This is a genomic window from Streptomyces sp. NPDC048389, assembly GCF_040706335.1.
Classification (GTDB): domain Bacteria; phylum Actinomycetota; class Actinomycetes; order Streptomycetales; family Streptomycetaceae; genus Streptomyces.
Genome location: NZ_JBEZKP010000011.1, coordinates 129,549 through 156,397, shown reverse-complemented (window position 1 = coordinate 156,397; position 26,849 = coordinate 129,549). Strand labels below are relative to the sequence as shown.

The following is a 26,849-nucleotide window of genomic DNA, read 5'->3' as shown; positions in this document are numbered from 1 at the left end:
CATTCCCGGGTCATCAGGTCGCCGACGAGGGTGCGCACATCGGGCCAGCGGCGGTAGAGGGTCATCCGCGAGACCCCCGCGCGCCGGGCGATGTCAGTGGCGGGTCATGGCCCGCGTCAGGGCCGCAGGGGGAGTGGATCGTCGAGGCGCTCGGCAGGAGCCCGTCCCCGAGGTGCCGTACGGCGCTCGTCGCCGCGTCGTCGGCGTAGCCCTCCGGGTCCTCGTCGGCGACCGGCCGGGCGCGTACCTGCCGGGGGGTGCGGATCCTGCGCACCGCCCGGCCCCCTGGCAGCCTCCGCCACCGCTTCGTCGGCCTCCGCCACCGTTCGTCATGAGTCCGACGCTTCCGAACGGGCCGACACTTCCGACGCTTGCGACGCTACGGAACGGGCGGGTACGGGGTCAGGTGTCGCAGTCGAGAATCGTCCCGCACAGGCCGCAGCGGGCCCGCACCCGTCCCCGCACGGGCACCCGGATGCGCTGGTGGCAGGTGGTGCACGGGAAAGAGACCCGCAACCCGTCCGGCGCCTGCTCGAAGGCGTACGCGAACGGTCCCGCGGTCCGGCCGTCCGGTTGCTCCCGGGCGCGCCGGCGGTCCTTGGCGTAGCGGAGCCGGCCCAGCCGGCCGGCGGTGGTCAGCGGGGGTTGCTGCGCGTCGAGCAGCGCCCGGGAGCGGCCCTTGGTGTACGCGTGGTACGCCTGCGGACTGGTGAACCAGGTCCGTGGATCCTCGTCGAAGGCCAACGCCCGCCCGGCGAGTACGTACCCGAACTCCTCCGGTGTCAGATAGCCGAGTTTCTGGCTGGAGAGGGCGTCCTCGCGGAAGGCGTCCAGCAGCAGCCACCCCGCTCCCAGATACGTGGTCACCGTGTCGGTGAGGATCTCGTTGTCACGGGTACCTGGGAACGACAGGCCGAGCCGGTGCAGCAGCACATGAGTGATCTCGTGCGCGAGGGCGGCGCCGATGTCCCGCCGGTGCGTGCGGAACCGGTCGTTCAGCTCGATGAAGTACTCGGGGCCGGCCGTGAGTTCGACGCTCGCAGCGTGCTCCATCTCGCGGAAGCCGACGATCACGCGGGCGTCCGGCAGCCGCAGATGGTGCACGAGGGCGCGGGCCACCCGCTGCGCACCCAGGTACAGGTCGTCGTCGTCCCCGAAGGCCACGTCTCCGGGGAGCACGCTGGGCGCGTACGTGTGCACGCCCTCGGTGGACAGCCGCCGGTACAGCGCGGTGATCGCCGACCGCACGGTGTCCAGGTGAGGGAAGCCGTGCACGACCTCGCTGCGGTTCGCCACGTCCCCTACCCCCATGCATGTGCCCGGCGGTTGCTGCGCCTGCCAGTCCCGGCGGGCCCTGAGCGCGGCGGGCCCTGCACCCGACGGCTGTTCTGCACCCGGCGGCTCCGAACCCGACGCCCTGGAACTCCGCGGTCCTGAACTCCGCGGTCCGGCAACTCTACGGCCGGCACGGGGGCCGGAGGCCCCCACGGCGCCGGGACATTGGCCGAAAGGTGCTTCTTGTGGCGTCCGGTGAGCGGGTCCCATACTCCGGGCAACGTCTTGTCGGGCACATGTCATTCATCGTGTCGATGTCGGCCGGTGTCTGTCGGGCGATCCCCTCACCCCCCACGAGAGGCACTCCGTTGAAGCTCCTGAGCACCCTCAAACGATGTCTCGCCGCCGGCGCCGTCCTGCTTGTCGCCGGCGGGCTCCAGCCCGCCACCGCATCCGCCGCATCCGCCGCCACCCCGCCTGTCGTCGGCGGCACCCGCGCCGCCCAGGGCGAGTTCCCCTTCATGGTCCGGCTCTCCATGGGCTGCGGCGGCTCCCTCTACGCCAAGGACATCGTGCTCACCGCCGCACACTGCGTCAGCGGCTCCGGCAACAACACCCGCATCACCGCCACCGCCGGCGTCGTGGACCTCCGCAGCTCCGCCGCCGTCAAGGTCCGTTCCACCAAGGTCCTCCAGGCGCCCGGCTACAACGGCACCGGCAAGGACTGGGCCCTGATCAAGCTCGAACGGCCCATCGACCTGCCCACCCTGAAGATCGCCGACACCACGGCGTACAACAACGGCACCTTCACCGTCGCCGGCTGGGGCGCGGCCCGCGAGGGCGGCGCGCAGCAGCGCTATCTGCTCAAGGCCCAGGTCCCGTTCGTCTCCGACGCCACCTGCGGACGGGCGTACGACGATCTCGTCGCCGGCGAGGAGATCTGTGCCGGCTACAACGACGGCGGGGTCGACACCTGCCAGGGCGACTCCGGCGGCCCCATGTTCCGCAGGGACAACGCCGGCGCCTGGACCCAGGTCGGCATCGTCAGCTGGGGCTACGGCTGCGCCAGGGCCGGCTACCCCGGCGTCTACACCGAGGTGTCCACCTTCGCCTCCGCGATCAGGTCCGCCGCCGCGAACCTGTAGAGCGACGGCCGCAGGGGAGGGGCGGGCCCGGCGGCCCGCCCCTTCGCCGTCACCGCAGCCGCACCGCACCGTCCGCCGCGGTGCCTCCGGTTCCGGCCTCCGGACCGCGCTCCCGCCCGCGCGCAGCGACGGCCCCGGCATGTACAGCGGCAGGCCCCGGCCCGGCCGGCCGACAGGAGCCCCGGTCGAAGCCGTCCCCCAGCAGACCCCGAGCCGGCCTCCCTCTCCCGCCTGTACACCCGCCGCTTCGGCCTCCCGCCCGCCGCCTCAGGGAACGACAGCGCCGCACCTTCCCCGGCGGCCGGAGCAGCCGCGTCCCGGACCCTGAACACCCCCCGACCCTCCGCCCCACCTCGACGTAAGCTCCTTGACCATGACCACGAGGGACATCGACGACACCGTGCGCGCCGAGCTCGACCGCCTGCGCGAGAGCATCGACAACATCGACGCGGCCGTCGTCCACATGCTCGCCGAGCGTTTCAAGTGCACCCAGCAGGTCGGCCATCTCAAGGCCGAACACCGGCTGCCGCCCGCCGACCCGGCCAGAGAGACCCGCCAGATCGCCCGGCTGCGCCGACTGGCGGAGAGCGCGAAACTCGACCCGGCGTTCGCGGAGAAGCTGCTGAACTTCATCATCGCCGAGGTGATCCGCCACCACGAGCAGATCGCCGACCAGCCGGGCCAGAGCGATCCCGGTGTGCGCTGACAGCGCAATCACCACCCCGTGTGCTCGCCCGGGCCCATCAGGCAGCATGGGCCCATGTCCGTACTGACGCGCGACGAAGCGCAGAACCGAGCCCGGCAACTCGACGTACAGCGGTACACGATCGATCTCGATCTCACCACCGGCGACGAGAACTTCGACTCCCGGACCGTCGTCCACTTCACCGCGAAAGCGGCCGGTGACACCTTCGTCGAGATCAAGCCCGCCGAACTGCGCTCCGTCACGCTCGACGGACAGCCCCTCGACCCCGCCCGCCTCACCGGGAACCGGCTCCCGCTCACCGGCCTGACCGCCGGTGAACACGAACTGCGCGTCGACGCGCGGATGAGCTACTCCCGCACCGGCGAAGGCATGCACCGCTTCACCGACCCCAGCGACGGCGAGACGTACGTCTACACCCAGCTGTTCATGGACGACGTCCAGCGGGTCTTCCCCGCCTTCGACCAGCCCGACCTCAAGGCCGTCTTCCACCTCTCGGTCACCGCACCCGAAAGCTGGACCGTCCTGGGCAACGGCGTCGCCACCCACCACGGCGAAGGCCGCTGGACCTGCGCGCCCACTCCGCTGCTCTCCACCTACCTCGTCGCTGTCGCCGCCGGGCCCTGGCACTCCGTACGCACCGAACACGCCGGACTTCCCTTCGGCATCCACTGCCGGCGCTCCCTCGCCCCCCACCTCGACGCCGACGCCGACGAACTCCTCGACATCACCCGGCAGTGCTACGACCGCTACCACGAGAAGTTCGAGGAACCGTACCCCTTCGACTCCTACGACCAGGCATTCGTCCCCGAGTTCAACGCCGGCGCCATGGAGAACCCGGGCCTCGTCACCTTCCGCGACGAATTCGTCTACCGCTCCGCCGTCACCGACACCCAGCGCCAGACCCGCGCCATGGTCATCGCCCACGAGATGGCCCACATGTGGTTCGGCGACCTCGTCACCCTCAAGTGGTGGGACGACATCTGGCTGAACGAGTCCTTCGCCGAGTACATGGGCTACCAGACCCTCACCGAAGCCACCCGCTTCACCGACACCTGGACCGACTTCGCCATCGCCCGCAAGGCATGGGGCTACGACGCCGACCAGCGGCCCTCCACCCACCCCGTCGCCCCCGAACCCGAGGCCGTCCCCGACACCGCCTCCGCGATGCTCAACTTCGACGGCATCTCCTACGCCAAGGGGGCCTCCGCGCTGCGCCAGCTGGTCACCTGGCTGGGGGACAAGGACTTCCTCGCCGGCATCAACACCCACTTCGCCCGGCACAAGTTCTCCAACGCCACCCTGGCCGACTTCATCGACTCCCTCGCCTCCGCCACCGACCGCGACGTGCACGGCTGGGCCGAGTCGTGGCTGCGCACCACCGGCGTCGACACGCTCACCCCCACCGTCACCGACACACCCGGCGGCTGGACACTGACGGTCACCCGCGACGGCAGCCGCCCCCACCGCATCGCCGTCGGCGCGTACGACACCGACCCCATCGCGCCCGGCACGCTCGTCCTGCGCGACCGCTTCGAGACCGACGTACCGCACGACGGCGAGACGCCGGCGCGCCCGGGACGACGGCCCGCGCTCGTCGTCCTCAACGACGGCGACATCAGCTACGCCAAGATCCGCCTCGACGACACCTCCTGGCGCACCGTCCTCGCCTCGCTCACCGGCATCCCCGACGCTCTCACCCGCGCCGTCGTGTGGAACGCCGCCCGCGACATGGTCCGCGACGGCGAACTGCCCCCCACCGTCTACCTCGACGCCGCCCGCGAGCACCTGCCACGCGAGCACGACCTCGCCGTCGTCCAAGGCGTCCTCGCCTTCGCGGCGGGCCGGATCGCCGACTGCTACCTGCCCGCGGAACAGCGCCCCGCCGCACTCGCCACCCTCACCCGCATCTGCCGCGACCTGCTGCGCCGCACCGAGGACGGCAGCGACCCCGGGCTGCGCCTGACCGCCGTACGCCACTACATCGACGCGGCCTGCCAACCGGAACCGATCCAGGAATGGCTCACCGAGGGCAGCGTGCCCGGCGGCCCCGAACTCGACCCCGAACTACGCTGGCGCATCCTCCGCCGCCTCGCCGTCCTCGGCGCCACCGACGAGCCGGCCATCGCCGTCGAGCTGAAGAACGACCCGAGCGCCACCGGCCGGGAAGGCGCCGCCCGCTGCCGCGCCGCCCTCCCCACCCCGGAGGCCAAGGCCGCGGCGTGGGCCCGCCTCTTCAACGGCGACGACCTGTCCAACTACCTCTTCGCAGCGACCGCGCAAGGCTTCTGGCAGCCGGAACAGGCCGATCTCGTACGGGAATACGTGCCGCGCTTCTACCCCGAAGCGGTTGCCCTCGCCGCCCGCCGCGGCCCGGCCATCGCCGAAGCCTGCGGCCGCTACGCCTTCCCCGCTCACGCGGTCGACGCGGAGGCGCTCCAGCTGGGCGAGGCATGCCTCGCCCAGCCGGACATCCTCCCGGCACTCCGCCGCAAGCTCGCCGACCAGGTCGACGACCTGCGCAGGGCGCTGCGCGTCCGGGGGATGTGACGCGTCCCCAACCCCCGTCCCTTCCCGCCGTACCGAAACCTGTGACCCCGCCGCACGGCGGGGGAGGCCACAGACCCATGGACTCCCCGCACCCGGGCTCGGACCCGGATCCGGGCTCGGGCCCGGCGCCCCGCTTCGCGGGCGTGCGGGGTTCGCTCGGATCCCGGGACGGCCCAGCCGGGGCCGTCCCGGTGGACCGATACGCGCCTCCGCCGCGCGGGCGGATCACCCTGGGCCCGTAAGGCCGCCCCCGCGGCCGGTGCCCTGCTCCGCGGGCGCGCGGGGAGTCCCCCCGGCCGGGCAGCGCAGTTCGGGCGGTGCCGGGGTTGCACCCCGGACCCGCCCACCGTGCCCTGCGCGGTGACGCCTACCGGCGCAGCGGCCCCGGCCAACGCCACCCATACCGCACCGGCCCCTCCCAACCACCCCCTCCCGCAAGGCAATACCACTTTCGGGTTCCGATCGTTGAGATCTGCGGGCGCCCCACCGGGCCCCTCGTCACCGTTGGGTGACATCCCGCGCCTCGCCCAAGGACCCGACTCATGCCGCACACGCCGCCCCTCGCGGGAGGAATCACCGGCCCCGACGCCCTGCGACCTCTCCTCGCCCTCGTGCTGGACGCCCTCGGCGAGGGCGCCGTCGCGCGTGGCGGGCCGGTGCCCGCCGGCGGGCCGGGGGCCGTCGCCGCACGGGTGCGGCACGCCGCCGGCGACGTACTGCCCGAGCACGGCGACGGCGCCGTCCACGCCCTGCGCACCCTCGTCCGCGCCGTCGCCCACGGCGCCGCCGACCCCGCCGACCCCCTGTGCGCGGCGCACCTCCACACCCCGCCGCTCGCGCTCGCCGTCGCCGCCGACCTCGCCGCCTCCGCGCTCAATCCGTCCATGGACTCCTGGGACCAGGCACCCGCCGCCTCCGAACTGGAGGCGCAGGTCACCCGCGTCCTCGCCCACGAGGTGTACCCGCGGGGAGCCGCCCCCGACGCCCTCGTCACCACCGGCGGCACCGAGTCCAACCAGCTCGCCCTGCTCCTCGCCAGAGAGCGCCACGGACCGTTTCGAACCGTCTGCGGCAACACCGCGCACCACTCGGTCCGCCGCGCCGCCTGGCTCCTCGGCCTCCCCGAACCGGTCATCACCGACGTCCACGACCAGGCCGCACTCGACGCCACGCTCGCCGGCCTCACGGCCCACGCCGACAGCCCTCTTCTCGTCGTCGCCACGGCGGGCACCACCGACACCGGCCGTATCGACCCGCTCCCCGCGATCGCCGACACCGTCGGCCGGTACCGGGCCGAGCTGCACATCGACGCCTCCTACGGCGGGCCGCTCCTCTTCAGCGCCGACCGACGCCATCTCCTCACCGGCCTCGACCGCGCCGACTCCGTAACGCTCGACCTGCACAAACTCGGCTGGCAGCCGGTCGCCGCCGGTCTGCTCGCCGTACCCGACACGGCCCGCCTCGCACCGCTGGAGCACACCGCCGAATACCTCAACGCCGACGACGACACCGACGCCGGCCTGCCCGACCTCCTCGGCCGCTCGCTGCGCACCACCCGCCGGCCCGACATCCTCAAGATCGCCGTCACCCTCAGAGCCCTCGGCCGTACCGGACTCGGCGCCCTCGTCGACCGAACCTGCGCCGCCGCGCACGACCTCGCCGACCTCGTCGAGAAGCACCCACGGCTCGAACTGTACGAACGGCCCCCCCTCTCCACCGTCCTGTTCCGGCCCACCGGAGCCACCGACGACGAGACCGCCGAGATCCGCCGCAGCCTCCTCACCCAGGGCCGCGCCGTCCTCGGCCGCGCCCACGCCGACGGCAGGCTCTGGCTCAAGGCGACCCTGCTCAACCCCCACACCACCCCCGAGGTCCTCGAAACTCTGACCCGACTCGTGGAAGGCAGCACACCCCGATGACCGGCACGCCCCCGAACGAAGAACTCGACCGCCCCCACGACCTCGTGGGCATCGGCATCGGCCCGTTCAACCTGTCCCTCGCCGCCCTCGCCCACGGCGTCCCCGGCGGCCTCGCCGCCACCTTCTACGAACAGCGGCCCTCCTTCCGGTGGCACCCCGGCCTCCTCATCGACGGCGCCACCCTCCAGGTCCCCTTCCTCGCCGACCTCGTCACCCTCGCCGACCCGGCCAGCCCCTGGACGTTCCTCAACCATCTGCGCTCCCGCGACCGGCTCTTCCCCTTCTACTTCGCCGAGCGGTTCCACATCCAGCGCGCGGAGTACGACGCCTACTGCCGATGGGTCGCCGACGGTCTCCCCGGTCTCCACTTCGGCCATCAGGTCGACGCCGTCCGCTGGAACGCCGAACGAGATCTGTTCGAAGTCGACTTCACCCAGCTCGACGCCGACGGCGAGGCCGAGGCCCTCGGCCGCGCCTACACCCGCAACATCGCCCTCGGCGTCGGCACCGAGCCCTACGTCCCCGAGCCGCTGCGCCCCCTCGCCGACGCCGCCGCCGTCCCGGTCATCCACTCCGCCGACTACCTGGAACACCGCGACCGGCTCCTCGCCGCCGAACACGTCACCGTCATCGGTTCCGGCCAGTCCGGTGCCGAGGTCTTCCTCGACCTGCTGCGTGCCCGGCCCGCCGGAGCCGAGAAGCTCCACTGGCTGGCCCGCACCGAAGCCTTCGCACCCATGGAGTACTCCAAGCTCGGCCTGGAGCACTTCACGCCCGACTACACGCGCTACTTCCACGCCCTGCCGGAGAAGGTCCGCGGCGAGCTCGTCCCCCGCCAGTGGCAGCTCCACAAAGCCATCGACACCGACACCATCACCGCCATCCACGACGAGCTCTACCGGCGCAGCCTCCACGGAGGCTGGCCCGACGCCGTCCTCACACCCGGCGTCACCGTCCGCACCGCCGGCCGGGTCGCCACCACCCGGGTCGAGCTGCACCTCGAACACACCCAGCAGGGCACCCGCTCCCGGCTCACCACCGACGCCGTCGTCCTTGCCACCGGCTACCGCGAACGCCCGCTCGGCTCCCTCCTCGCCGGCCTCGACCCGTACATGCGCCGCGACGGCGCCGGACGGCACGCCGTCGACGCCGAGTTCCGGATGAAGCTCGATCCGGCCGTCACCGGCTCCGTGTACGTGCAGAACGCCGAACGGCACACCCATGGCGTCGGCGCACCCGACCTGGGCCTCGCCGCCTGGCGCAGCGCGAGCATCCTCAACTCCCTCACCGGAAAGGAGCCGTACCCGCTACCGCGCCGCACCGCCTTCACCAGCTTCGGCCTCGAACGGCGCGAGGCGCCCGGCATCCCCGGCCAGGCACCCGCACTCGTTCCTCTCGAATCGGAATGCTGACCGGCCCGGGAACCGGACCGGCTCCGCCCCGGTAACCGGCCCTAGAAGACGGGCACGCCGTCCCGCGTCAGCTTCCAGCCCACCGACGCGAACTCCGCCGGATCGACCGAGCCCTTCGCCTGCACCCAGCCGATGATCGTGTTCCGGATCTCCTCCGAGTTCGCCCACAACTGCTGGGCCGTGGCCACATGCGGGAAGTTCCCGCCACCACTCGCCCGGTAGTTGTTGACGGCCAGCACGAACCGCCCCGCCGGATCCACCGGCGCACCGTCGAACGACAGATTCACGATCCGGGAACCCGCCGGCTTCGCGATGTCGATGTCGTACGTCAGCCCGGACACCGCGTCATAGTTGTAGTCCGGCGTCCCGCCCGCGTTCGTCAGCTCCGACGTGTCGACCGGGGCCCCTGCCGCGGTCTGCACGTAGTACCGCGCGGAGAACTCCAGGTACTCCTTCAGCTGCGCACCCGTCATCAGCCGCGCCTCGAGGGTGTTCTCGAACGGGTAGAGCCCCGCCGCGTCCTTGAGCGTCACCTCGCCGGCCGGGATCACCGCCGAACGGGAGAAGCACGACGCCTGCGACAGCACCGGAAGCGCCGCGTGCTCACCGCCCGCCAGCGCCGCTCGCACCGTCTCGGCCTGGACATGGTTGATCAGGTCGATGATCGGCTCGTCCTTCCACGGCGCCCGGGCCGTGGACATCGAGACGGTGGACGTGCCGATGACCTGATTGACGTACGCGACGACCTTCGCGTGCTCGTCGCCGAGCAGTCGGGTGATCCGCGGGTCCTCCGCGACCGTGTTCGAGTTCAGAACCTCCGCCCCGACCCTCTCGACCGTCCAACGGCCCCTCTCCCACACCAGGTCGAAGTCGAACAGCGTCAGTCGCTGGCCCCACTTCAGCGGCTCGGAGAGCACGACCTGCTCGCCCGTCTCCTTGTTGGTGACGAAGTACTCCGGGATCTCGGTGTGCGCGTGACCGACCAGGATCGCGTCGATGCCCGGCACCTGCTCCGCCACCAGACCCGCCGCGTTCTCGACGTAGGGAAGCTGGTCACCGTACGACGACGTGCCACTCGAACCCGAGTGCGCCGACACGATCACCACGTCCGCGCCCATCGACCGCAGCCTCGGCACCCACTTCGCCGCCTGCTCCTCCAGCCCCGGGAACACCATCCTCCCGCTCACGTTCAGCTTGTCCCAGATCGCGATGCCCGGATTCGTCAGACCCAGGACCGCCACGCGCACGTCCCGGCCCAGCGGTGTCCGCAGCCGGTGCATGCTGTACGGCGGGAACGCCGGACGCAGCGTCTTCGCGTCCAGCGCGTTCGCGCCCAGCAACGGGAAGTCGCACTGCTCCTCGAACTTGCGCAGCACCGGAATGCCGTAGTTGAACTCGTGATTGCCGAGCGCCGCGGCGTCATAGCCGATCGCGTTCATCGCCTGCGCCATCGGATGCACCGGACCGCGCCGCGCCGTGATCGGATCGACCTTGGCGTAGTAGTACGACAGCTGCGTGCCCTGGATCGTGTCACCGGCGTCGATCAGCAGCGTGTTGCACCGGCCCCTCTCCTCACGCACCCGGTTCACCAGCGTCGAGATCTTCGCCAGACCGACGTCGTTGTGCGCCTTGTCGTCGAACTCCCGGTCGGTGAAATAGTCCCAGTTGAAGATATTTCCATGCAGATCGGTCGTGCCCATGACCGTGAACGAGTACCGCTTCCGCGGACGCCCGTGCCCATGGCCCTTGCCCTGCTCCTCTGCCGCCGCAGGCGCGGCAGCGGCACCCGCGACAGCGACACCCGCCCCGGCTGCGGCGGTCCGCTCCAGGAACGTCCTACGGTTCAGCGGCATTTCGTCTCCCTCGGTCAACCATGCACAACGCGCGTAGATTCTGACCCACGAGCCACTCCGGCAACACCCCTGCCAGGTTGCGATCGGATGTCCGGCGCGACTGTCGGACCCGGATGCGAGAGTGGAACGACCAGCCCTCGCCCCAGGGAGCCACCCATGACCGACGCCGCGCCCCCCACCCCCGCAACGGCCCCGTACACCACGGCCACCGCCCCGTACGCCACCCCCGAACAACCACGAGTCGCCGTACGAGGCGAGGCGCGCCTCGAATTCGATGCCGAGATCGCCCGCATCAGCATCACCGTCAGCGCCCGCGGCAAGGACCGCCGCGCGGCCCTCGAAGACCTCACCCGCCGCAACTCGGCCGCCCTCGAACTCGTCAAGTCGTACGGGCAGGCAGTCGAGAAGCTGGAGACCGGCGCCTTCTCCGTCACCCCCGAACTGACCAGGAACGGCCGCACCGAACGTGTCCACGCCTACCACGGCCGCGTCCACATCACCGCCGTCCTGGCCGACTTCACCGCCCTCGGCGAACTCACCACCCGCCTCGCCGACCTCGAACTCACCCATGTCACCGGCCCGTGGTGGTCACTGCGCCCTCACTCACCCGCCCACGGCGAGGCCCGGCGCCAAGCCGTCCGCGAAGCCGTCCAGCGCGCCCGCGAATACGCCGAGGCGATCGGCGGCAGACTCTCCGCGCTCGTCGAACTCGCCGACATCGGGGCCGAAGCACCCGCGCCCGCCTACCCGATGCCGGCCCCGCCGGGCGCCGTACGCGGCTTCGCCGGAGCCGCCGCGGAGGCGGCGCCCGCCCTCGACCTCGAACCGAAACGCCAGACCGTCTACGCCCAGGTCAACGCGCGCTTCACCATGACGCCGCCGCAGCTGTGACCGCATTCCGGCGGGTGCTCATCAGAGCACCTCCGCGCACAATTCAACACTTGTCAATAGCCCTTCATACAAAGGTTGTTGAGTAGTAACGCGCGACCAATTCTCTACCGGTCGGTAAGACTTAGGCTCGAAACATGCGCCGAGCGAAAATCGTCTGCACCCTGGGCCCCGCCACCGACACATACGACCAGATCAAGGCACTGGTCGAAGCCGGAATGGACATCGCCCGCTTCAACCTCAGCCACGGCATCTACGCCGACCACGAGGAGCGCTACCGGCACGTCCGCAAAGCGTCGGACGAAACCGGCCGCAGCGTCGGCATCCTCGCCGACCTTCAAGGTCCGAAGATCCGTCTCGGTCGCTTCCGAGAAGGACCCGTACTGCTTGAACGGGGCGACACCTTCACCATCACCACCGAGGACATGGAGGGCGACCGCCATATCTGCGGCACCACCTACCAGGGCCTCGCCGCCGATGTCACCCGCGGCGAGCGCATCCTCGTCGACGACGGCAAGGTCGCCCTCGAGGTCACCGGCATCGACGGCCCCCGTGTCCGCACCACCGTCGTCGAAGGCGGCATGGTCTCCGACCACAAGGGCCTCAACCTGCCCGGCGTCGCCGTCTCCGTCCCCGCCCTCTCCGAGAAGGACATCGAAGACCTCCGCTGGGCCCTCGGCATCGGCGCCGACGTCATCGCCCTCTCCTTCGTCAGAAGCGGCCGCGACATCGAGGACGTCCACCGCGTCATGGACGCCGGAGGCCGCCGCCTCCCCGTCATCGCCAAGGTCGAAAAGCCCCAGGCCGTCGACAACATCGACGACATCGTCGCCGCATTCGACGGCATCATGGTCGCCCGCGGCGACCTCGGCGTCGAAATGCCCCTCGAACAGGTCCCCCTCGTCCAGAAGCGCGCCATCAAGCTCGCCAGACGCAACGCCAAGCCGGTCATCGTCGCCACCCAGATGCTCGACTCGATGATCGACAACTCCCGCCCCACGCGCGCCGAGGCATCCGACGTCGCCAACGCCGTCATCGACGGCACCGATGCCGTGATGCTCTCCGGCGAGACCAGCGTCGGCAAATACCCCGTCGAAACCGTCCGCACCATGGCCCGTATCGTCACCGCCGCGGAAGCCGACGTCCTCGCCAAGGGCCTGCCCCCACTGACCGAACGCAACAAGCCCCGCACCCAGGGCGGCGCCGTCGCCCGCGCGGCCGCCGAGATGGGCGACTTCCTCGGCGCCAAGTTCCTCGTCGCCTTCACCCAGTCCGGCGACACCGTCAAACGCCTCTCCCGCTACCGCTCCCCGATCCCCCTCCTCGCCTTCACCCCCGACCCCGCCACCCGCTCCCAGCTCAACCTCACCTGGGGCGTCGAGACCTTCCTCGGCCCCCACGTGGAGTCGACCGACGCGATGATCGCCCAGGTCGACGAGGAACTGCTCCGTATCGGCCGCTGCCGCCCCGGCGACATCGTGATCATCACCGCCGGCTCACCCCCCGGCGTCCCCGGCTCGACCAACCTGGTCCACGTCCACCACATCGGCGAGAGCCTGAAGTAACGGGCGGCATTCAGTACTTGGCCCCGACGTGCGCGTCCATGAGCGCGACGGACGCGCGGCGGGCCACGGAGATGTTGACGCCGCCGCGTGGGCGGCTGGTGGACTTCCACGCCACACCCACCAGGTCGAGCGCACCGGTGAAGAGGCCGACGATGTCCAGGGATACGTTGGTGAGGAAGTACCGGGGGTACTCGTAGCGCTTCTGAACGCCGCCGACCAGCCGTGTCGTCCAGTTGGTGATCCGGCAGCCATCAGAGTGGATCAGCCCGCGGACGAAATCCCACGGGCGCGTTTCCACGATCTCCTGCTGCCACGGTTCGAGTGAGATCTCGCGCTGGTGCTTTCTCCCGGTGCCGTGCTGCGGGAACTGACATGGCCAGTGCTTGCTGGCCACTGTCACGTACTGGCAGCCCTGGCTCTGGACGTGGAACACCTTGTTGTCGGGCCTGATGATCCGCATCGCTTCGGCACAGGCATCGATGAGCCCCGGCCAGTCATCGGCGCAAGCAATACGTAGGACATCAACGCCCCGGCGGGAGGAGCTGATGCAGCCATCACCCAAGTAGAGGCCGAGCAGGTAGCTGTACGCGGCGAGGTCCTCCGGCAGACGCGGGGAGGCTTCGCAGCGGAGGCATGGAGTGCCTCTTCCGAGCGGTTCGAGTCGCGATTGCCACGAGCGTATCGCTGCTCGAGAGACGCCGGTCTCCTGACTCACGGAGTTTGGGCTGCGGCCTTGGCCGACGAGTGCGAGCGCGCGTTTCCGAGTGTCGAGGTCGTACATGCTGTCGAGCATGTTTCACTCGGGACCCTGGGGGAGTCGCTATTCGACTCGATCACCCGATCGCCTGAACTCCGCGACCCGACATGTGACCTTGGAATCGAAGGTGAAGTGCCCCGGGTCGGACTCGAACCGACACTGTATGGGTTTTGAATCCATTGCCTGCTGCCAATTGGGCTACCGGGGCTTGCGAAATCGAAGGTTGTCCTTGATCGGCTGAGCACTACCTTACCGCAGCTGGGTAGGCTCAGGGGTAGCACCCCGCATTGGAACAAGGAGCCCCGTGACCGCCCCCGAGTCGCCCCAGCCCACCCCCGAAGACGACGACCAGTCGCATGTCCCGCCGCTGACGACCCGTGTCGTCATCGCCGAGGACGAGGCCCTGATCAGGCTCGATCTCAAAGAAATGCTCGAGGAGGAGGGCTACTCGGTCGTCGGTGAGGCGGGCGACGGACAGCGGGCGGTGGAGCTGGCGCGGGAGCACCGGCCGGACCTCGTGATCCTGGACGTGAAGATGCCCGTGCTCGACGGGATCTCCGCGGCGGAGAAGATCGCCGAGGAGTCGATCGCGCCGGTTCTGATGCTCACCGCCTTCTCGCAGCGCGATCTCGTGGAGCGGGCGCGGGACGCCGGGGCCATGGCGTATCTGGTGAAGCCCTTCAGCAAGAGCGATGTCGTGCCGGCGATCGAGATGGCCGTGTCGCGGTTCACGGAGCTGAAGGCGCTGGAGAAGGAGGTCGCTGATCTTTCGCAGCGGCTGGAGACGCGCAAGCTGGTGGACCGGGCGAAGAGCATTCTGCAGACGCAGTACGGGCTGACGGAGCCGGCGGCGTTCCGGTGGATCCAGAAGACGTCGATGGACCGGAGGCTGTCGATGCAGCAGGTCGCGGAGGCGGTCATCGAGGACGCCGAGGAGAAGAAGGCCGCGAAGGGGCAGTAGCGGCGAGCGGACTCGGGCAGGGCCCTCGGTCACAGGGTGGCCGGGGGCCCTGTGAGGTTCCGGGGGATGTTGTGAAGGTCGTTTTCGATTCGGGCGTGTGGCGGTTGGTCGCGCGCTACGGTGTCGCGTCCCGGCACGATGGGGTTGTCAGGTGAGACGCCGGAGCCGTTCCCGAGGTGTGGGGCGGGGTGCGCAGGGGCATGGTGAAAGCGGTTCGTCCGGGTGGCAGCGGCCGGAGATTGCCTGCTCAGGGCCTTGTCGGCGGCTCGAGGAGCGTGGCGGTGAAGATCACGTAAGGGTATGTCGGGAAGTTCTGGATCATTGCTGAGATGTCCGGTCGCCGGTAAGGAGTGTTCTGTTTCCGGCGCATGACTCAGGTCACAGGGCGATCACACATCGTTCGGTCACCTATCCGTGTGCCCGAACGCGCGATTACATTCCCCGCACACCGCACCGATTGGCGGTGTCCTGCGAGGGAAGGGCAACTTCCTCCGCAGACAAGATCGTTCGGGCGGCTCCAAGGGGTTCGTAGTGCTGAACAAGAACATCGTCAGGCTTGCCATACCGCTGGCAGTGGGCGCTCTGGCGCTCACCGGTTGCGCGAGTGACTCCGGCGGCAGCGGCGACACGCTGAAGATCGCCTTCCAGGGCCCGCTCTCCGGTGACAACGTCGCGCTGGGCCAGAACATGGAGCGCGGCATCCAGCTTGCCATCGAGCAGGCCAACGCCAAGGGCGACCTCGGCGTGAAGCTCGAGTACTTTGCCGCCGATGACCAGGGGCTGCCTGAGAAGGCGACGGCCGCGGCGCAGAAGGCGATCGATGACCCGGATGTCATCGCGCTGGTGGGTCCGGCGTTCTCCGGTCCCACGAACTCGGCGGCTCCGCTGCTGGGTGACGCGGGTCTGACGGCGATTTCCCCGTCGGCGACCAACCCGGGCCTCACCGACCAGGGCTTCAAGACGTTCCTGCGTGGTGTGCCCAACGACAGCGCGCAGGGCGCCGGCATGGCGGACTACTACGCCAAGAAGCTGAAGGCCAAGAAGGTCTACGTGGTCGACGACAAGTCCGACTACGGCGTGGGCCTGGCCGAGGTGGCGAATGAGAAGCTGACGGCGGCCGGTATCGAGGTCGTCAAGAAGTCCGTTCCGGCGAAGACCCCGGACTACAGCGCCACCGCCAAGGACGTCGTCAACTCCAAGGCCGACGCGCTGATCTACGCGGGCTACTACCAGGACGCGGCTCCGTTCGCGGTGAAGCTCGCCGAGGCCGGTTACAAGGGCGCGGCGATCTCCGGTGACGGTACGAACGACATGAAGTTCGTCGAGCTCGCCGGCAAGGCGGCGGAGAACTGGTTCCTGACCTGCCCGTGCACGGACGCCACGGTGGAGGCGAGCACCAAGCAGTTCACCGCGGACTACAAGAAGAAGTTCAAGGTCGACCCGGGTACCTACTCGGCGGAGGCGTACGACCTGACCAACTACGTCGTCCAGGAGCTGAAGAAGCTGGGTGACAAGGCGGACCGTGCGAGCGTCTACGACGCGCTGGCGAAGGGCTCGTACAAGGGTCTGACGAAGGAGTTCTCCTTCGACGACAAGGGCGAGCTGAAGATCTCGAACATCTACCTGTACCAGATCAAGAGCGGCAAGATCGGGTACCAGGGGTCGATCCAGGAGCTGGCCGGCAGCTGATCCGGGTGCCGGGCCGCGTCCACTCTCCGTAGGACGCGGCCCGGTGCCGTCCCCGCACACATGGCGCGGGTCCCAGTCGTGTGCCGATCGCACCGCCGGCCCGCCCGCACAGCTCCCACAAGGAAGTACGTTCGATGTCCCTTGTTGAATTCTGGGACTATCTGGTCCTAGGGGTGGTGCTCGGCTCCATCTATGCCGTCATCGCCATCGGTTACACCCTCGTCTACGGTGTGCTCCAGCTGATCAACTTCGCGCACAGCGAGGTGTTCATGCTGGGTGCCTACGGCGGTCTCATCGCTCTCACCGTAGTGGCGCCGGGGGAATCTCCCTCGGGTCTTGCCTCGGCCGGATTCGTGGTGCTCGGCCTTGTGGCCGGCGCGGCGTTCGGTGCTCTTACCGCGTACGGCCTGGAGAAGGCCGCCTATCGGCCGCTGCGTCGCAGAGGCGCTCCACGGCTCATCTTCCTGATCACCGCGATCGGTGCCTCCTTCTTCCTCTACAACCTCGCGGGCAAGCTCTTCGGCCGCGACCCGCTGCCGATGCCCGCGGCGTACGAGAACAAGAAGGTTCTCTCGGTCTTCGGTGCCGATCTGAATGTGACGCAGCTGCTGCTGCTCGCGTCGGCCGTGGTCATGATGGTCGGTCTCGACCTGGTGGTGAACCGTACGAAGCTCGGTTCCGGTATCCGGGCGGTGTCGCAGGACGCCGAGGTCGCCGGTCTGATGGGCGTGGACATCGACAAGGTGGTCTCGCGTACGTTCGTCATCGGTGGTCTGCTCGGTGGCGCGGCGGGTTTCCTGTACGGCACGTTCACGCAGGTCAAGTTCGACATGGGCTTCATTCCCGGCATCACCGCGTTCGCGGCGGCGGTTGTCGGGGGTATCGGCAACATCCGCGGTGCCATGCTCGGTGGTCTGATGCTGGGCATCGTGGAGACTCTGACGGTGCCGATCTTCGGCGGTGAATGGCGCCACGTCGGTGCGTTCGTCGTGCTGATCGCCGTTCTGATGTTCCGGCCGACCGGCATTCTCGGCGAGCGTGTGGGGAGGACGGCATGAGCGCGAACACGTCGGTGAAGTCGCCGTCCGCGGCGGCGAAGCTGCGCAGGACCGCGTGGTACCAGCAGCCCCGGTTCCAGCGGCTGGGTGCCTTGTTGGCGCTGGGTGTGGTGCTCACCTTGATGGTGGGCGAGCAGGGCAACACCCGTGATCTGTTCTACTCCGTGAGGACCAGCTTCACCGGGGTGAACCTCTGGGTCTGCCTGGGTATCGCCGTGGCCGTCTGGTGCGTGCGGGAGTTCGGCTCCCGGTATGTGTCGAAGGCGGCGGGAGGTGCCAAGGCGGCGGCCGGCTGGGGCCCGTGGGTGCAGGCGCGGAACGCCGTGCGTACCCAGCCGAAGGCCAAGTGGGCGGCGATGATCGCGCTGCTGCTCGCGGTGCTGTTCGTCCCCGGTCAGCTGACCGGTTTCTGGCAGACGGTGCTGATCGACCAGATCGCCACCTACGCGCTGCTGGCGATCGGCCTGAACGTGGTGATCGGCTGGGCGGGCCTTCTGGACCTCGGTTTTGTGGCGTTCTTCGCGGTCGGCGCGTACAGCGCGGCGTTCTGGACGGGCAGTCTTCCGGTGGAGCCGCCGATCGTTCTGAACAACTTCCTGATCATTCCGGTGGCCGTGGTCACCTGTCTGCTCGCGGGTGTGCTGCTGGGTGCGCCGACGCTGCGGCTGCGCGGTGACTATCTGGCGATCGTGACGCTGGGCTTCCACGAGATCGTGTACCTGGTGGCGAAGAACGCCGACGGGATCACGGGTGGTCCGGCCGGTGCGCGGCAGGTGCCGAAGTTCTCCGCCTTCGGGTACGAGTGGACGCTCGAGAAGATGCCGTACTGGTATCTGCTGGTCACGTTGATCGTCATCCTGATCATCGTCTTCGCACGGCTGGAGCACTCCCGGGTGGGCCGTGCGTGGACGGCGATCCGTGAGGACGAGGTGGCCGCTGCGGCCAACGGTGTCGACACGGTCCGCTTCAAGCTGATGGCGTTCGCGATCGGTGCGTCGACCTCGGGTGTCGCCGGTGTCGTCTACGCCAGCAAGGTGGGGTACTTCAACCCGGAGAACTTCATCATCCTGAACTCCATTCTGGTGCTGTCCTACGTCATCTTCGGTGGCATGGGATCGATCCCGGGTGTCCTGTTGGGTGCGGCGATCCTGGTGTGGCTGCCGGAGGTGCTCCGCGACTATGTGGACCCGGCCGACCGCTACATGTACCTGGGTGCGCTGCTGGTGGTCATGATGATCTACCGGCCGCAGGGTGTGTGGCCTTCCCGGCGCCGTCAACGCGAGTTGAAGAATGTGCAGGAAGGCGTCGGTGATGCCGATGCGATGACGGAGCCGGCGGGAGGTGCGGTCCGATGACGACGGATGTGACGAAGGGCGTGGTCACTGAGGCCGGCGGCTCCGGCGCGGGTCAGGACAATGTCCTGGAGGCGTCGGGGGTGACGCTCCGGTTCGGTGGTCTGACATGTCTGGACAACGTGGAGCTGGGGATGCGCCGCGGCGAGGTTCTCGCCGTGATCGGTCCCAACGGTGCGGGTAAGACGTCGCTGTTCAACTCGCTGACCGGTGTGTACAAGCCGCAGGAGGGGCGGATCGCGTTCCGTCCCAAGGACGGTGGCGAGAAGCAGCTGCTCGGCAGCAAGCCGCACCTCGTCAACCGGCTGGGTCTGGCGCGTACGTTCCAGAACATCCGGCTGTTCTCCGCGCTGACGGCACTGGAGAACGTGAAGATCGCGGCGGAGACCCGGCAGAAGGTCGGGCCGGTGTCGATCATGCTCGGTCTTCCGAACGCCCGTAGGGCCGAGCGTGAGAGCGACGAGAAGGCTCACCGGCTGCTGAAGTTCGTCGGGCTGGAGAGCAAGCTCAACGAGATCGCGGGCAGCCTCTCGTACGGTGACCAGCGCAGTCTGGAGATCGCCAGGGCCCTTGCCACCGATCCGCAGGTGCTGCTGCTCGACGAGCCGGCCGCAGGTACGAACCCGACGGAGAAGCTGGAGCTGGAGCAGCTGATCCGCCGGATCAACGTGGAGCTGGGCGTCAGTGTGCTGCTGATCGAGCACGACATGCGTCTGGTGATGTCGGTGGCGGACCGGGTGATGGTTCTCAACTTCGGCAAGAAGATCGCCGAGGGGTCGCCCAGTGAGGTGCAGCAGCATCCGGCGGTGATCGAGGCGTATCTGGGTGCGTCGGCGGAGACTGTGGCCGAGGCCGGGGCTGAGGCGGTCGTGGCTCAGGCGGTGATCGCGGAGCAGCGTGGGCCGGTGGACGAGTCCGATGAGGTGGTGGCTGCGGCCGGTGCTTCTGTCGAGGAGCCGGTCGCCGAGGATTTTGTCGCCGGGGAGCCGGAGGAGTCCGGTTCGGGCGAGCAGTCCGGTTCGGACGAGCAGTCCTCGGACCAGTCCGCGTCGGACGAGACGGTGTCGGGCGGGTCCGCGCCGGACGAGGAGAGCGGCAAGTGAGCACGACGACCGAACTCGAGAAGGACGCCGGCGGCGCCGGTGCTTCGCAGGACACGCTGCTTGAACTCAGGGGTGTCCGGGTGTTCTACGGCGCCATCGAGGCGATCAAGGGCATCGACCTGACGGTCCGCAAGGGCGAGATCGTGGCCCTGCTCGGCGGCAACGGCGCCGGGAAGACGACCACGCTGCGTACGATCTCCGGCATGCTCCAGCCCCGCCACGGCGAGGTGCGGCTGCACGACGAGCGCATCGACGGCATCAAGTCGCACGAGCTGGTGCAGTTCGGCATCGGGCATGTGCCGGAGGGCCGCAGGGTCTTCTCGCGGATGACGGTGCGTGAAAACCTGGAGATGGGCGCCTACCGGTTCAAGTCGCCGGATTCGGCCGAGATGGACCGGGTGTACACACTCTTCCCGCGGCTGGCGGAGCGGCGTTCGCAGCTCGCCGGCACCCTGTCGGGCGGTGAGCAGCAGATGCTGGCGATCGGCCGCGCCCTGATGGGCAAGCCGGAGCTGCTGCTGCTGGACGAGCCGTCGATGGGTCTGGCGCCGTTGATCGTGCAGCAGATCTTCGACATCGTCGAGGAGATCAACAAGCAGGGCACGACGGTGCTGCTCGTGGAGCAGAACGCCACTCAGGCTCTGGGGCTGGCCAACCGCGGCTATGTCCTGGAGACGGGGGCGGTCGCGATGTCGGGTCCGGCGACGGAGCTGTTGGCGGACTCCAGGATCCGGGAGGCGTACCTCGGCGAGGGTGCGGCCTGACGGTTTGTGAGTCGAGCGGGGCCGGGAAGCCTTCGGGCTTGCCGGCCCTGTGCCGTCGTGCCGGTGGCTCAGCCCTGGGGGGCGTCGCGCAGCAGGCAGGTGAGGCGTGCCGAGCAGACCCGCTTGTCGTGCTCGTCGGTGATCACGATCTCGTAGGTGGCCGTGGAGCGGCCGCGGTGGACGGGGGTGGCGATCCCGGTGACGATGCCGGAGCGGGCGCCGCGGTGGTGGGTGCAGTTGAGGTCCACGCCGACGGCGATCTTCGAAGGGCCGCCGTGGAGCATGGAGCCGATGGAGCCGAGGGTCTCGGCCAGCACGGCGGAGGCGCCGCCGTGCAGCAGTCCGTAGGGCTGGGTGTTGCCCTCGACGGGCATGGTGCCGATGACGCGGTCCGCGGATGCCTCGACGATCTGGACGCCCATGCGGTCGCCCAGGTTTCCAGCGGAGAACAGTGCGGGGAGGTCCACGCCGAGCTCTGCGTACTCCTCGATGACCCCTTGCGGGAACTTCACGGTGGTCTGCTCGCCCATGGGGCCGGCTCCGATCGTCGTGGCGTCTGGTCCTGGTGATGGTCCGCTCATCCTGCTTGCCTGAGCGAACGCTTAGACGGACGGTGATTGTTCCAGACGTACGATCACGGACTTGCTGGCGGGGGTGTTGCTGGTGTCCGCGGTGGAATCCAGCGGGACCAGCACATTGGTCTCGGGGTAGTACGCGGCGGCGCAGCCGCGGGCCGTGGGGTAGTGGACGACGCGGAAGCCGGGGGCGCGGCGCTCGACGCCGTCCTTCCACTCGCCGACGAGGTCGACGTACGAGCCGTCGGCCAGGCCGAGTCCGCGGGCGTCCTCGGGATTGACCAGGACGACCCTGCGGCCGCCCTTGATGCCGCGGTAGCGGTCGTCGAGGCCGTAGATCGTGGTGTTGTACTGGTCGTGCGAGCGGAGCGTCTGCAGCAGCAGCCGGCCCTCGGGGATCTTCGGGTACTCGACGGGTGCGGCGGTGAAGTTGGCCTTGCCCGTGGCTGTGGGGAAGCGGCGCTCGTCGCGCGGGGCGTGCGGCAGGGTGAAGCCGCCGGGGCGGGCGATCTTCGCGTTGAAGTCCTCGAAGCCGGGTACTACACGCGCGATGCGGTCACGGATCGTGCGGTAGTCCTGCTCGAACTCCTCCCAGGGCGTCGCGGAGGCGGGGCCGAGTACCGCACGGGCCATCCGCGCGACGATCGCGGGCTCCGACAGGAGATGCGGGCTCGCCGGCGGCAGGTTGCCGCGGGAGGCGTGGACCATGCCCATCGAGTCCTCGACGGTCACCACCTGCCGGCCGCCGGCCTGGACGTCCTTGTCGGTGCGGCCGAGGGTGGGCAGAATGAGCGCCCGCCGGCCGGTGACGGTGTGCGAGCGGTTCAGCTTGGTGGACACGTGCACGGTCAGCCGGGCATGGCGCATCGCGGCCTCGGTGACCGCGGTGTCCGGGCTCGCCGACACGAAGTTGCCTCCCATCGCGAAGAACACCTTCGCCTTCCCGTCGCGCAGTGCCTCGATGGACCGGACGACGTCCAGGCCGTGGCGGCGGGGCGGGGCGAAGCCGAACTCCTTCTCCAGGGCGTCGAGGAAGGCGGGGGAGGGCCGCTCGAAGATGCCCATGGTCCGGTCGCCCTGGACGTTGGAGTGGCCACGCACGGGGCAGACGCCGGAGCCGGGGCGGCCGATGTCGCCGCGGAGCAGGAGGAAGTTGACCACCTCGCGGATGGTGGCGACGGAATGCTTGTGCTGGGTGAGGCCCATCGCCCAGCAGACGATGGTCCGGCGCGAGTCCAGCACCATCCGCAGAGCCTGCTCGATCTCGCCTCGGCAAAGGCCGGTCGCGGCGAGCGTGGTGTCCCAGTCGGCGGCCCGCGCCGCGGCGGCGAAGTCCGCGAAGCCATGGGTGTGTTCGCGGACGAACTGCTCGTCGACCGCGCCCTCGGTCTCGAGGATCAGCTTGCCCAGGAGTCGGAACATTGCCTGGTCGCCGCCGATGCGGATCTGGAGGAACAGGTCGTTCAGCGCGGTGCCCTTGAGCAGGCCGCGGGCGGTCTGCGGGTTCTTGAACCGTTCCAGGCCCGCCTCGGGCAGCGGATTCACCGAAATGATCCGGGCGCCTGCGGCCTTGGCCTTCTCCAGGGCACTGAGCATGCGCGGGTGGTTGGTGCCCGGATTCTGTCCGGCGACGATGATGAGGTCCGCCTGGTGCAGGTCCTCGAGCGAGACGCTGCCCTTGCCGATGCCGATCGTCTCCGTGAGCGCGGAGCCGGAGGACTCGTGGCACATGTTGGAGCAGTCGGGCAGATTGTTCGTACCGAACTCGCGGGCGAACAGCTGGAGCAGGAACGCCGCCTCGTTGCTGGTGCGGCCGGAGGTGTAGAACAGCGCCTCGTCGGGGGAGCCGAGCGCGCCCAGCTCCTCCGCGATGATCGCGAAAGCACGCTCCCAGCTCACGGGTTCGTACCGGTCGGCGCCCTCCGGGAGATACATGGGCCGGGTGATCCGGCCTTGCTGGCCCAGCCAGTAGCCGCTGCGGCTCGCGAGGTCGGGCAGCGGGTGTGCCGCGAAGAACTCGGGCGTCACCCGGCGCAGCGTCGCCTCCTCGGCGACGGCCTTCGCACCGTTCTCGCAGAACTCCGCGACGTGGCGGTCCTCGCCCTCGGGCCAGGCGCAGCCGGGACAGTCGAAGCCGTCCTTCTGGTTCACCTTCAGCAGGGTGCGCGCGGTGCGGACCGCCCCCATCTGCTGCTGCGCGACCCGCAGCGTGTGGCCGACGCCGGGCAGGCCGGCCGCCGCCTGCTGTGGGGCTGTGACCTGCGGGGCGTCCTGGACCGGGTCCCCTGCGGGCGGCTTGCTGGCCATCGCGCTCTCCTTTGAGCCGTGCCTGAGCTGGTACGTCCGATGCTGTGTCTCCGATCCTGTCACGGCCCTGTGACAGCCGATGCCGTCAGGTCGGGCGGTCGGGAATGTCAGTGGTGCATGGCAGGATCGGGGGCGTGGCTGAGACGGCATCGAAGAAGACGGCAGACAACCGACCGCGCCTGCTCCTCATGGACGGGCACTCCCTGGCGTACCGGGCGTTCTTCGCGCTGCCCGCGGAGAATTTCACGAGCGCGAGCGGCCAGACGACCAATGCCGTCTACGGCTTCGCGTCGATGCTCGCGAACACTCTGCGTGACGAGGCGCCCACGCATTTCGCGGTGGCGTTCGACGTCTCCCGCAAGACCTGGCGGTCCGCCGACTTCCCGGAGTACAAGGCGAACCGCTCCAAGACCCCGGACGAGTTCAAGGGGCAGGTCGAGCTGATCGGCGAGCTGCTCGACACGATGAACGCCCACCGGTTCGCCGTCGACGGCTTCGAGGCGGACGACGTCATCGCGACCCTCGCCACCCAGGCGGAGGCCGCGGGTTTCGAGGTGCTGATCGTCACCGGCGACCGGGACTCCTTCCAGCTGGTCAGCGAGCACACCACGGTGCTGTATCCCACCAAGGGCGTCTCCGAGCTCACCCGCTTCACCCCGGCGAAGGTCGAGGAGAAGTACGGCCTCACCCCGCAGCAGTACCCGGACTTCGCCGCGCTGCGCGGCGACCCGTCGGACAATCTGCCCGGCATCCCCGGTGTGGGCGAGAAGACGGCGACGAAGTGGATCAACCAGTTCGGTTCGTTCGCGGCGCTCGTCGAGCGCGCGGAGGAGGTCAAGGGCAAGGTCGGGCAGGCGCTGCGCGACCACCTGGAGGCCGTCAAACTCAACCGCCACCTGACCGAGCTGGTGCGTGACGTGGAGCTGCCCCGGTCCGTCGCCGACCTCGAGCGCGCGCCGTACGACAGGACGGCGCTGAAGGGCTTCCTCGAGGTCCTCGAGATCCGTAACCCGAGCCTGCGTGAGCGGCTGCTCTCCGTCGACCCGGGCGCCGCGGAGGACGAGCCGGCGGCCCCCGAAGCCGGTGTGGAGCTCGACGGCAGTGTGCTGGGCGCCGGGGAGGTGGCCCACTGGCTGGAGCAGCACGGCCGGCAGCCGCTCGGTGTGGCCACCGTGTCGGCGTGGGCCCTTGGCGTGGGCAACGTCAGCGAGGTGGCGCTGGCCGCCGCGGACGGCAAGGCGGCCTGGTTCGACACGACCCAGCTCGACGAGTCCGACGAGCGGGCCTTCGCCGCCTGGATCTCCGACCCGGCCCGGCCGAAGGTCATGCACAGCGCCAAGGACGCACTGCGGGTCTTCCCCGAGCACGGCTGGCAGATCGCCGGCATCACCATGGACACGGCCCTCGCGGCCTATCTGGTCAAGCCCGGGCGCCGGTCCTTCGCGCTGGACGCCCTGTCGGTGGAGTACCTGCACCGCGAGCTGGCCCCGGCCGCTGCGGACGGCCAGCTGGCCTTCGGCGCCGACGAGCAGGCCGAGGCCGACGCACTGATGGCCCAGGCCCGCGCGGTGCTCGACCTGGGCGAGGCGCTCGGCGAGAGACTGAAGGAGGTCGGCGCGGCCGAGCTGCTGCACGACGTGGAACTGCCCACCTCGCTGCTGCTGGCCCGGATGGAGCGCAGCGGCATCGCCGCCGACCGCGCCCACCTCGAAGCGATGGAGCAGCAGTTCGCGGGCGCCGTGCAGCAGGCGGTGAAGGAGGCGCACGCGGCCGTGGGACACGAGTTCAACCTGGGGTCCCCCAAGCAGCTCCAGGAGGTCTTCTTCGGCGAGCTGAACCTGCCGAAGACCAAGAAGACCAAGACCGGCTACACCACCGACGCGGACGCGCTCGCGTGGCTGGCCGCCCAGACCGAGCACGAGCTGCCGGTCATCATGCTGCGCCATCGTGAGCAGGCCCGGCTGCGCTCGACGGTCGAGGGGCTGATCAAGACCATCGCGGCCGACGGCCGGATCCACACCACGTTCAGCCAGACGGTCGCCGCGACGGGTCGGCTGTCCTCCACCGACCCGAACCTGCAGAACGTGCCGGTCCGCACCGACGAGGGCCGCGCGATCCGCCGCGGGTTCGTGGTGGGCGAGGGCTTCGAGTCCCTGATGACCGCGGACTACAGCCAGATCGAACTGCGGGTGATGGCCCATCTCTCGGAGGACGAGGGCCTCCTGGAGGCGTTCACCTCGGGGGAGGACCTGCACACGACCGTCGCCTCCCAGGTGTTCTCCGTGGAGCGCTCGGCCGTCGACGCGGAGATGCGGCGCAAGATCAAGGCCATGTCGTACGGGCTGGCGTACGGCCTCTCCGCGTTCGGCCTCTCCCAGCAGCTGAACATCGAGCCGGCCGAGGCACGGGTCCTGATGGACACGTACTTCGAGCGGTTCGGCGGAGTGCGGGACTATCTGCGGCGGGTCGTGGACGAGGCCCGGGCGACGGGGTACACGGCGACCATGCTCGGCCGTCGACGCTACCTGCCCGACCTCACCAGCGACAACCGGCAGCGGCGGGAGGCCGCGGAGAGGATGGCGCTCAACGCCCCGATCCAGGGCACGGCGGCGGACATCGTGAAGGTCGCCATGCTGAACGTGGACCGCGCGCTGTCGGAGGCGAAGCTGTCGTCCCGTCTGCTGCTCCAGGTCCACGACGAAATCGTGCTCGAGGTGTCTCCCGGGGAGCGCGCGGAGGTCGAGGCACTGGTACGCCACGAGATGGCGTCGGCGGTGTCGCTGCGGGCGCCGCTGGACGTCTCGGTGGGCTCGGGACCCGACTGGGAGTCGGCGGCGCACTGACGGGGGTGCGACCCGGGCCTGGCGGGAACCGCGGCCCGGGGGCATGCTCGCGGACGCCGGTGGTCCACGACCGGGCCGGGTGGGTGCGTGGCGGGCGGACGCGGTGAGCGCGGACGCGGCGCCCCGGGGC

At 69.6% G+C, this 26,849-nt stretch carries 19 protein-coding genes, 1 tRNA gene and 1 pseudogene; 14 read left to right on the top strand and 7 right to left on the bottom strand.

Annotated features, from left to right (window positions below; genetic code table 11):
* Together AB0903_RS11515 and AB0903_RS11510 are read right to left on the bottom strand one after the other, a co-directional pair.
* Window positions 1-98 (bottom strand): annotated as a pseudogene (locus tag AB0903_RS11515) (helix-turn-helix domain-containing protein); the annotation flags it as partial.
* Between the two features lie 304 nt (window positions 99-402).
* Window positions 403-1,311: a hypothetical protein gene (locus tag AB0903_RS11510; RefSeq protein ID WP_366701427.1), complete on the bottom strand. Its 909-nt coding sequence runs from the start codon at window positions 1,309-1,311 to the stop codon at window positions 403-405.
* 278 nt (window positions 1,312-1,589) lie between these two features.
* Here AB0903_RS11510 and AB0903_RS11505 point away from each other — a divergent pair, with 278 nt between their 5' ends.
* From AB0903_RS11505 to AB0903_RS11485, 5 genes are all read left to right on the top strand, one after another.
* Window positions 1,590-2,420: a serine protease gene (locus tag AB0903_RS11505; RefSeq protein WP_366701449.1), complete on the top strand. Its 831-nt coding sequence runs from the start codon at window positions 1,590-1,592 to the stop codon at window positions 2,418-2,420.
* Window positions 2,421-2,793: 373 nt separating this feature from the next.
* Entirely contained in the window at window positions 2,794-3,126 is a 333-nt protein-coding gene (locus tag AB0903_RS11500; protein ID WP_366701425.1) for a chorismate mutase, read from the top strand.
* A gap of 54 nt (window positions 3,127-3,180) precedes the next feature.
* On the top strand, window positions 3,181-5,673 hold the full coding sequence (pepN, locus tag AB0903_RS11495) for an aminopeptidase N (RefSeq protein WP_366701423.1): 2,493 nt from the start codon (window positions 3,181-3,183) through the stop codon (window positions 5,671-5,673).
* Between the two features lie 542 nt (window positions 5,674-6,215).
* On the top strand, window positions 6,216-7,592 hold the full coding sequence (locus AB0903_RS11490; RefSeq protein ID WP_366701421.1) for a pyridoxal-dependent decarboxylase: 1,377 nt from the start codon (window positions 6,216-6,218) through the stop codon (window positions 7,590-7,592).
* Complete coding sequence (locus tag AB0903_RS11485; protein ID WP_366701419.1) at window positions 7,589-9,004, top strand: SidA/IucD/PvdA family monooxygenase; 1,416 nt, start codon at window positions 7,589-7,591, stop codon at window positions 9,002-9,004. Before AB0903_RS11490 ends, AB0903_RS11485 begins: the two co-directional genes overlap by 4 nt.
* 41 nt (window positions 9,005-9,045) lie before the next feature.
* On the opposite strand, the gene AB0903_RS11480 is transcribed toward AB0903_RS11485, so the two are convergent.
* Window positions 9,046-10,857: a 5'-nucleotidase C-terminal domain-containing protein gene (locus AB0903_RS11480; protein ID WP_366701417.1), complete on the bottom strand. Its 1,812-nt coding sequence runs from the start codon at window positions 10,855-10,857 to the stop codon at window positions 9,046-9,048.
* Between the two features lie 156 nt (window positions 10,858-11,013).
* Here AB0903_RS11480 and AB0903_RS11475 point away from each other — a divergent pair, with 156 nt between their 5' ends.
* Together AB0903_RS11475 and pyk are read left to right on the top strand one after the other, a co-directional pair.
* The gene (locus AB0903_RS11475; protein ID WP_366701415.1) at window positions 11,014-11,748 is read left to right on the top strand and encodes an SIMPL domain-containing protein; all 735 of its coding nucleotides are present in this window, start codon (window positions 11,014-11,016) and stop codon (window positions 11,746-11,748) included.
* 134 nt (window positions 11,749-11,882) lie between these two features.
* Window positions 11,883-13,310, top strand: coding sequence for a pyruvate kinase (gene pyk, locus AB0903_RS11470; RefSeq protein WP_366701413.1), 1,428 nt, complete (start codon window positions 11,883-11,885; stop codon window positions 13,308-13,310).
* Window positions 13,311-13,320: 10 nt separating this feature from the next.
* Here pyk and AB0903_RS11465 read toward each other — a convergent pair whose 3' ends face one another.
* A complete protein-coding gene (locus AB0903_RS11465; protein ID WP_366701411.1) occupies window positions 13,321-14,091 on the bottom strand; it encodes a transcriptional regulator in 771 nt (256 codons plus the stop codon).
* A gap of 109 nt (window positions 14,092-14,200) precedes the next feature.
* Window positions 14,201-14,275 (bottom strand) — tRNA-Leu (locus AB0903_RS11460).
* A gap of 96 nt (window positions 14,276-14,371) precedes the next feature.
* On the opposite strand from AB0903_RS11460, the gene AB0903_RS11455 reads away from it, so the two are divergent.
* The 6 genes from AB0903_RS11455 (at window position 14,372) to AB0903_RS11430 (ending at window position 20,994) form a co-directional block, all read left to right on the top strand.
* The gene (locus tag AB0903_RS11455) at window positions 14,372-15,028 is read left to right on the top strand and encodes a response regulator (RefSeq protein ID WP_366701409.1); all 657 of its coding nucleotides are present in this window, start codon (window positions 14,372-14,374) and stop codon (window positions 15,026-15,028) included.
* Between the two features lie 531 nt (window positions 15,029-15,559).
* On the top strand, window positions 15,560-16,717 hold the full coding sequence (locus AB0903_RS11450; RefSeq protein WP_366701407.1) for a branched-chain amino acid ABC transporter substrate-binding protein: 1,158 nt from the start codon (window positions 15,560-15,562) through the stop codon (window positions 16,715-16,717).
* Window positions 16,718-16,851: 134 nt separating this feature from the next.
* Window positions 16,852-17,775, top strand: a complete 924-nt coding sequence (locus tag AB0903_RS11445) for a branched-chain amino acid ABC transporter permease (protein ID WP_366701405.1) — start codon at window positions 16,852-16,854, stop codon at window positions 17,773-17,775.
* Window positions 17,772-19,130, top strand: coding sequence for a branched-chain amino acid ABC transporter permease (locus tag AB0903_RS11440; RefSeq protein ID WP_366701403.1), 1,359 nt, complete (start codon window positions 17,772-17,774; stop codon window positions 19,128-19,130). The genes AB0903_RS11445 and AB0903_RS11440 overlap by 4 nt, the downstream gene beginning before the upstream one ends.
* Window positions 19,127-20,230, top strand: coding sequence for an ABC transporter ATP-binding protein (locus AB0903_RS11435; protein ID WP_366701401.1), 1,104 nt, complete (start codon window positions 19,127-19,129; stop codon window positions 20,228-20,230). Before AB0903_RS11440 ends, AB0903_RS11435 begins: the two co-directional genes overlap by 4 nt.
* Window positions 20,227-20,994 carry an ABC transporter ATP-binding protein gene (locus AB0903_RS11430; protein ID WP_366701399.1) on the top strand — a complete coding sequence of 256 codons (768 nt, stop codon included), beginning with the start codon at window positions 20,227-20,229 and terminating at the stop codon, window positions 20,992-20,994. Before AB0903_RS11435 ends, AB0903_RS11430 begins: the two co-directional genes overlap by 4 nt.
* A gap of 68 nt (window positions 20,995-21,062) precedes the next feature.
* On the opposite strand, the gene AB0903_RS11425 is transcribed toward AB0903_RS11430, so the two are convergent.
* Window positions 21,063-21,524: a hotdog fold thioesterase gene (locus AB0903_RS11425; RefSeq protein WP_366701397.1), complete on the bottom strand. Its 462-nt coding sequence runs from the start codon at window positions 21,522-21,524 to the stop codon at window positions 21,063-21,065.
* A 72-nt stretch (window positions 21,525-21,596) separates the two neighbouring features.
* A complete protein-coding gene (locus tag AB0903_RS11420; RefSeq protein ID WP_366701395.1) occupies window positions 21,597-23,876 on the bottom strand; it encodes an FdhF/YdeP family oxidoreductase in 2,280 nt (759 codons plus the stop codon).
* Between the two features lie 134 nt (window positions 23,877-24,010).
* On the opposite strand from AB0903_RS11420, the gene polA reads away from it, so the two are divergent.
* On the top strand, window positions 24,011-26,719 hold the full coding sequence (polA, locus tag AB0903_RS11415; protein ID WP_366701393.1) for a DNA polymerase I: 2,709 nt from the start codon (window positions 24,011-24,013) through the stop codon (window positions 26,717-26,719).
* Window positions 26,720-26,849 lie beyond the last annotated feature (130 nt).

What these genes read in the sequence shown, in the direction of transcription:
- AB0903_RS11425 (WP_366701397.1), bottom strand. Translation starts at nt 21,524, where the DNA reads ATGGGCGAGCAGACCACCGTGAAGTTCCCGCAAGGGGTCATCGAGGAG.
- AB0903_RS11500 (WP_366701425.1), top strand. Translation starts at nt 2,794, where the DNA reads ATGACCACGAGGGACATCGACGACACCGTGCGCGCCGAGCTCGACCGC.
- AB0903_RS11420 (WP_366701395.1), bottom strand. Translation starts at nt 23,876, where the DNA reads ATGGCCAGCAAGCCGCCCGCAGGGGACCCGGTCCAGGACGCCCCGCAG.
- AB0903_RS11440 (WP_366701403.1), top strand. Translation starts at nt 17,772, where the DNA reads ATGAGCGCGAACACGTCGGTGAAGTCGCCGTCCGCGGCGGCGAAGCTG.
- AB0903_RS11490 (WP_366701421.1), top strand. Translation starts at nt 6,216, where the DNA reads ATGCCGCACACGCCGCCCCTCGCGGGAGGAATCACCGGCCCCGACGCC.
- AB0903_RS11465 (WP_366701411.1), bottom strand. Translation starts at nt 14,091, where the DNA reads ATGTACGACCTCGACACTCGGAAACGCGCGCTCGCACTCGTCGGCCAA.
- AB0903_RS11435 (WP_366701401.1), top strand. Translation starts at nt 19,127, where the DNA reads ATGACGACGGATGTGACGAAGGGCGTGGTCACTGAGGCCGGCGGCTCC.
- AB0903_RS11445 (WP_366701405.1), top strand. Translation starts at nt 16,852, where the DNA reads ATGTCCCTTGTTGAATTCTGGGACTATCTGGTCCTAGGGGTGGTGCTC.
- AB0903_RS11475 (WP_366701415.1), top strand. Translation starts at nt 11,014, where the DNA reads ATGACCGACGCCGCGCCCCCCACCCCCGCAACGGCCCCGTACACCACG.
- AB0903_RS11510 (WP_366701427.1), bottom strand. Translation starts at nt 1,311, where the DNA reads ATGGGGGTAGGGGACGTGGCGAACCGCAGCGAGGTCGTGCACGGCTTC.
- AB0903_RS11480 (WP_366701417.1), bottom strand. Translation starts at nt 10,857, where the DNA reads ATGCCGCTGAACCGTAGGACGTTCCTGGAGCGGACCGCCGCAGCCGGG.
- pepN (WP_366701423.1), top strand. Translation starts at nt 3,181, where the DNA reads ATGTCCGTACTGACGCGCGACGAAGCGCAGAACCGAGCCCGGCAACTC.
- pyk (WP_366701413.1), top strand. Translation starts at nt 11,883, where the DNA reads ATGCGCCGAGCGAAAATCGTCTGCACCCTGGGCCCCGCCACCGACACA.
- AB0903_RS11485 (WP_366701419.1), top strand. Translation starts at nt 7,589, where the DNA reads ATGACCGGCACGCCCCCGAACGAAGAACTCGACCGCCCCCACGACCTC.
- AB0903_RS11505 (WP_366701449.1), top strand. Translation starts at nt 1,590, where the DNA reads ATGTCGGCCGGTGTCTGTCGGGCGATCCCCTCACCCCCCACGAGAGGC.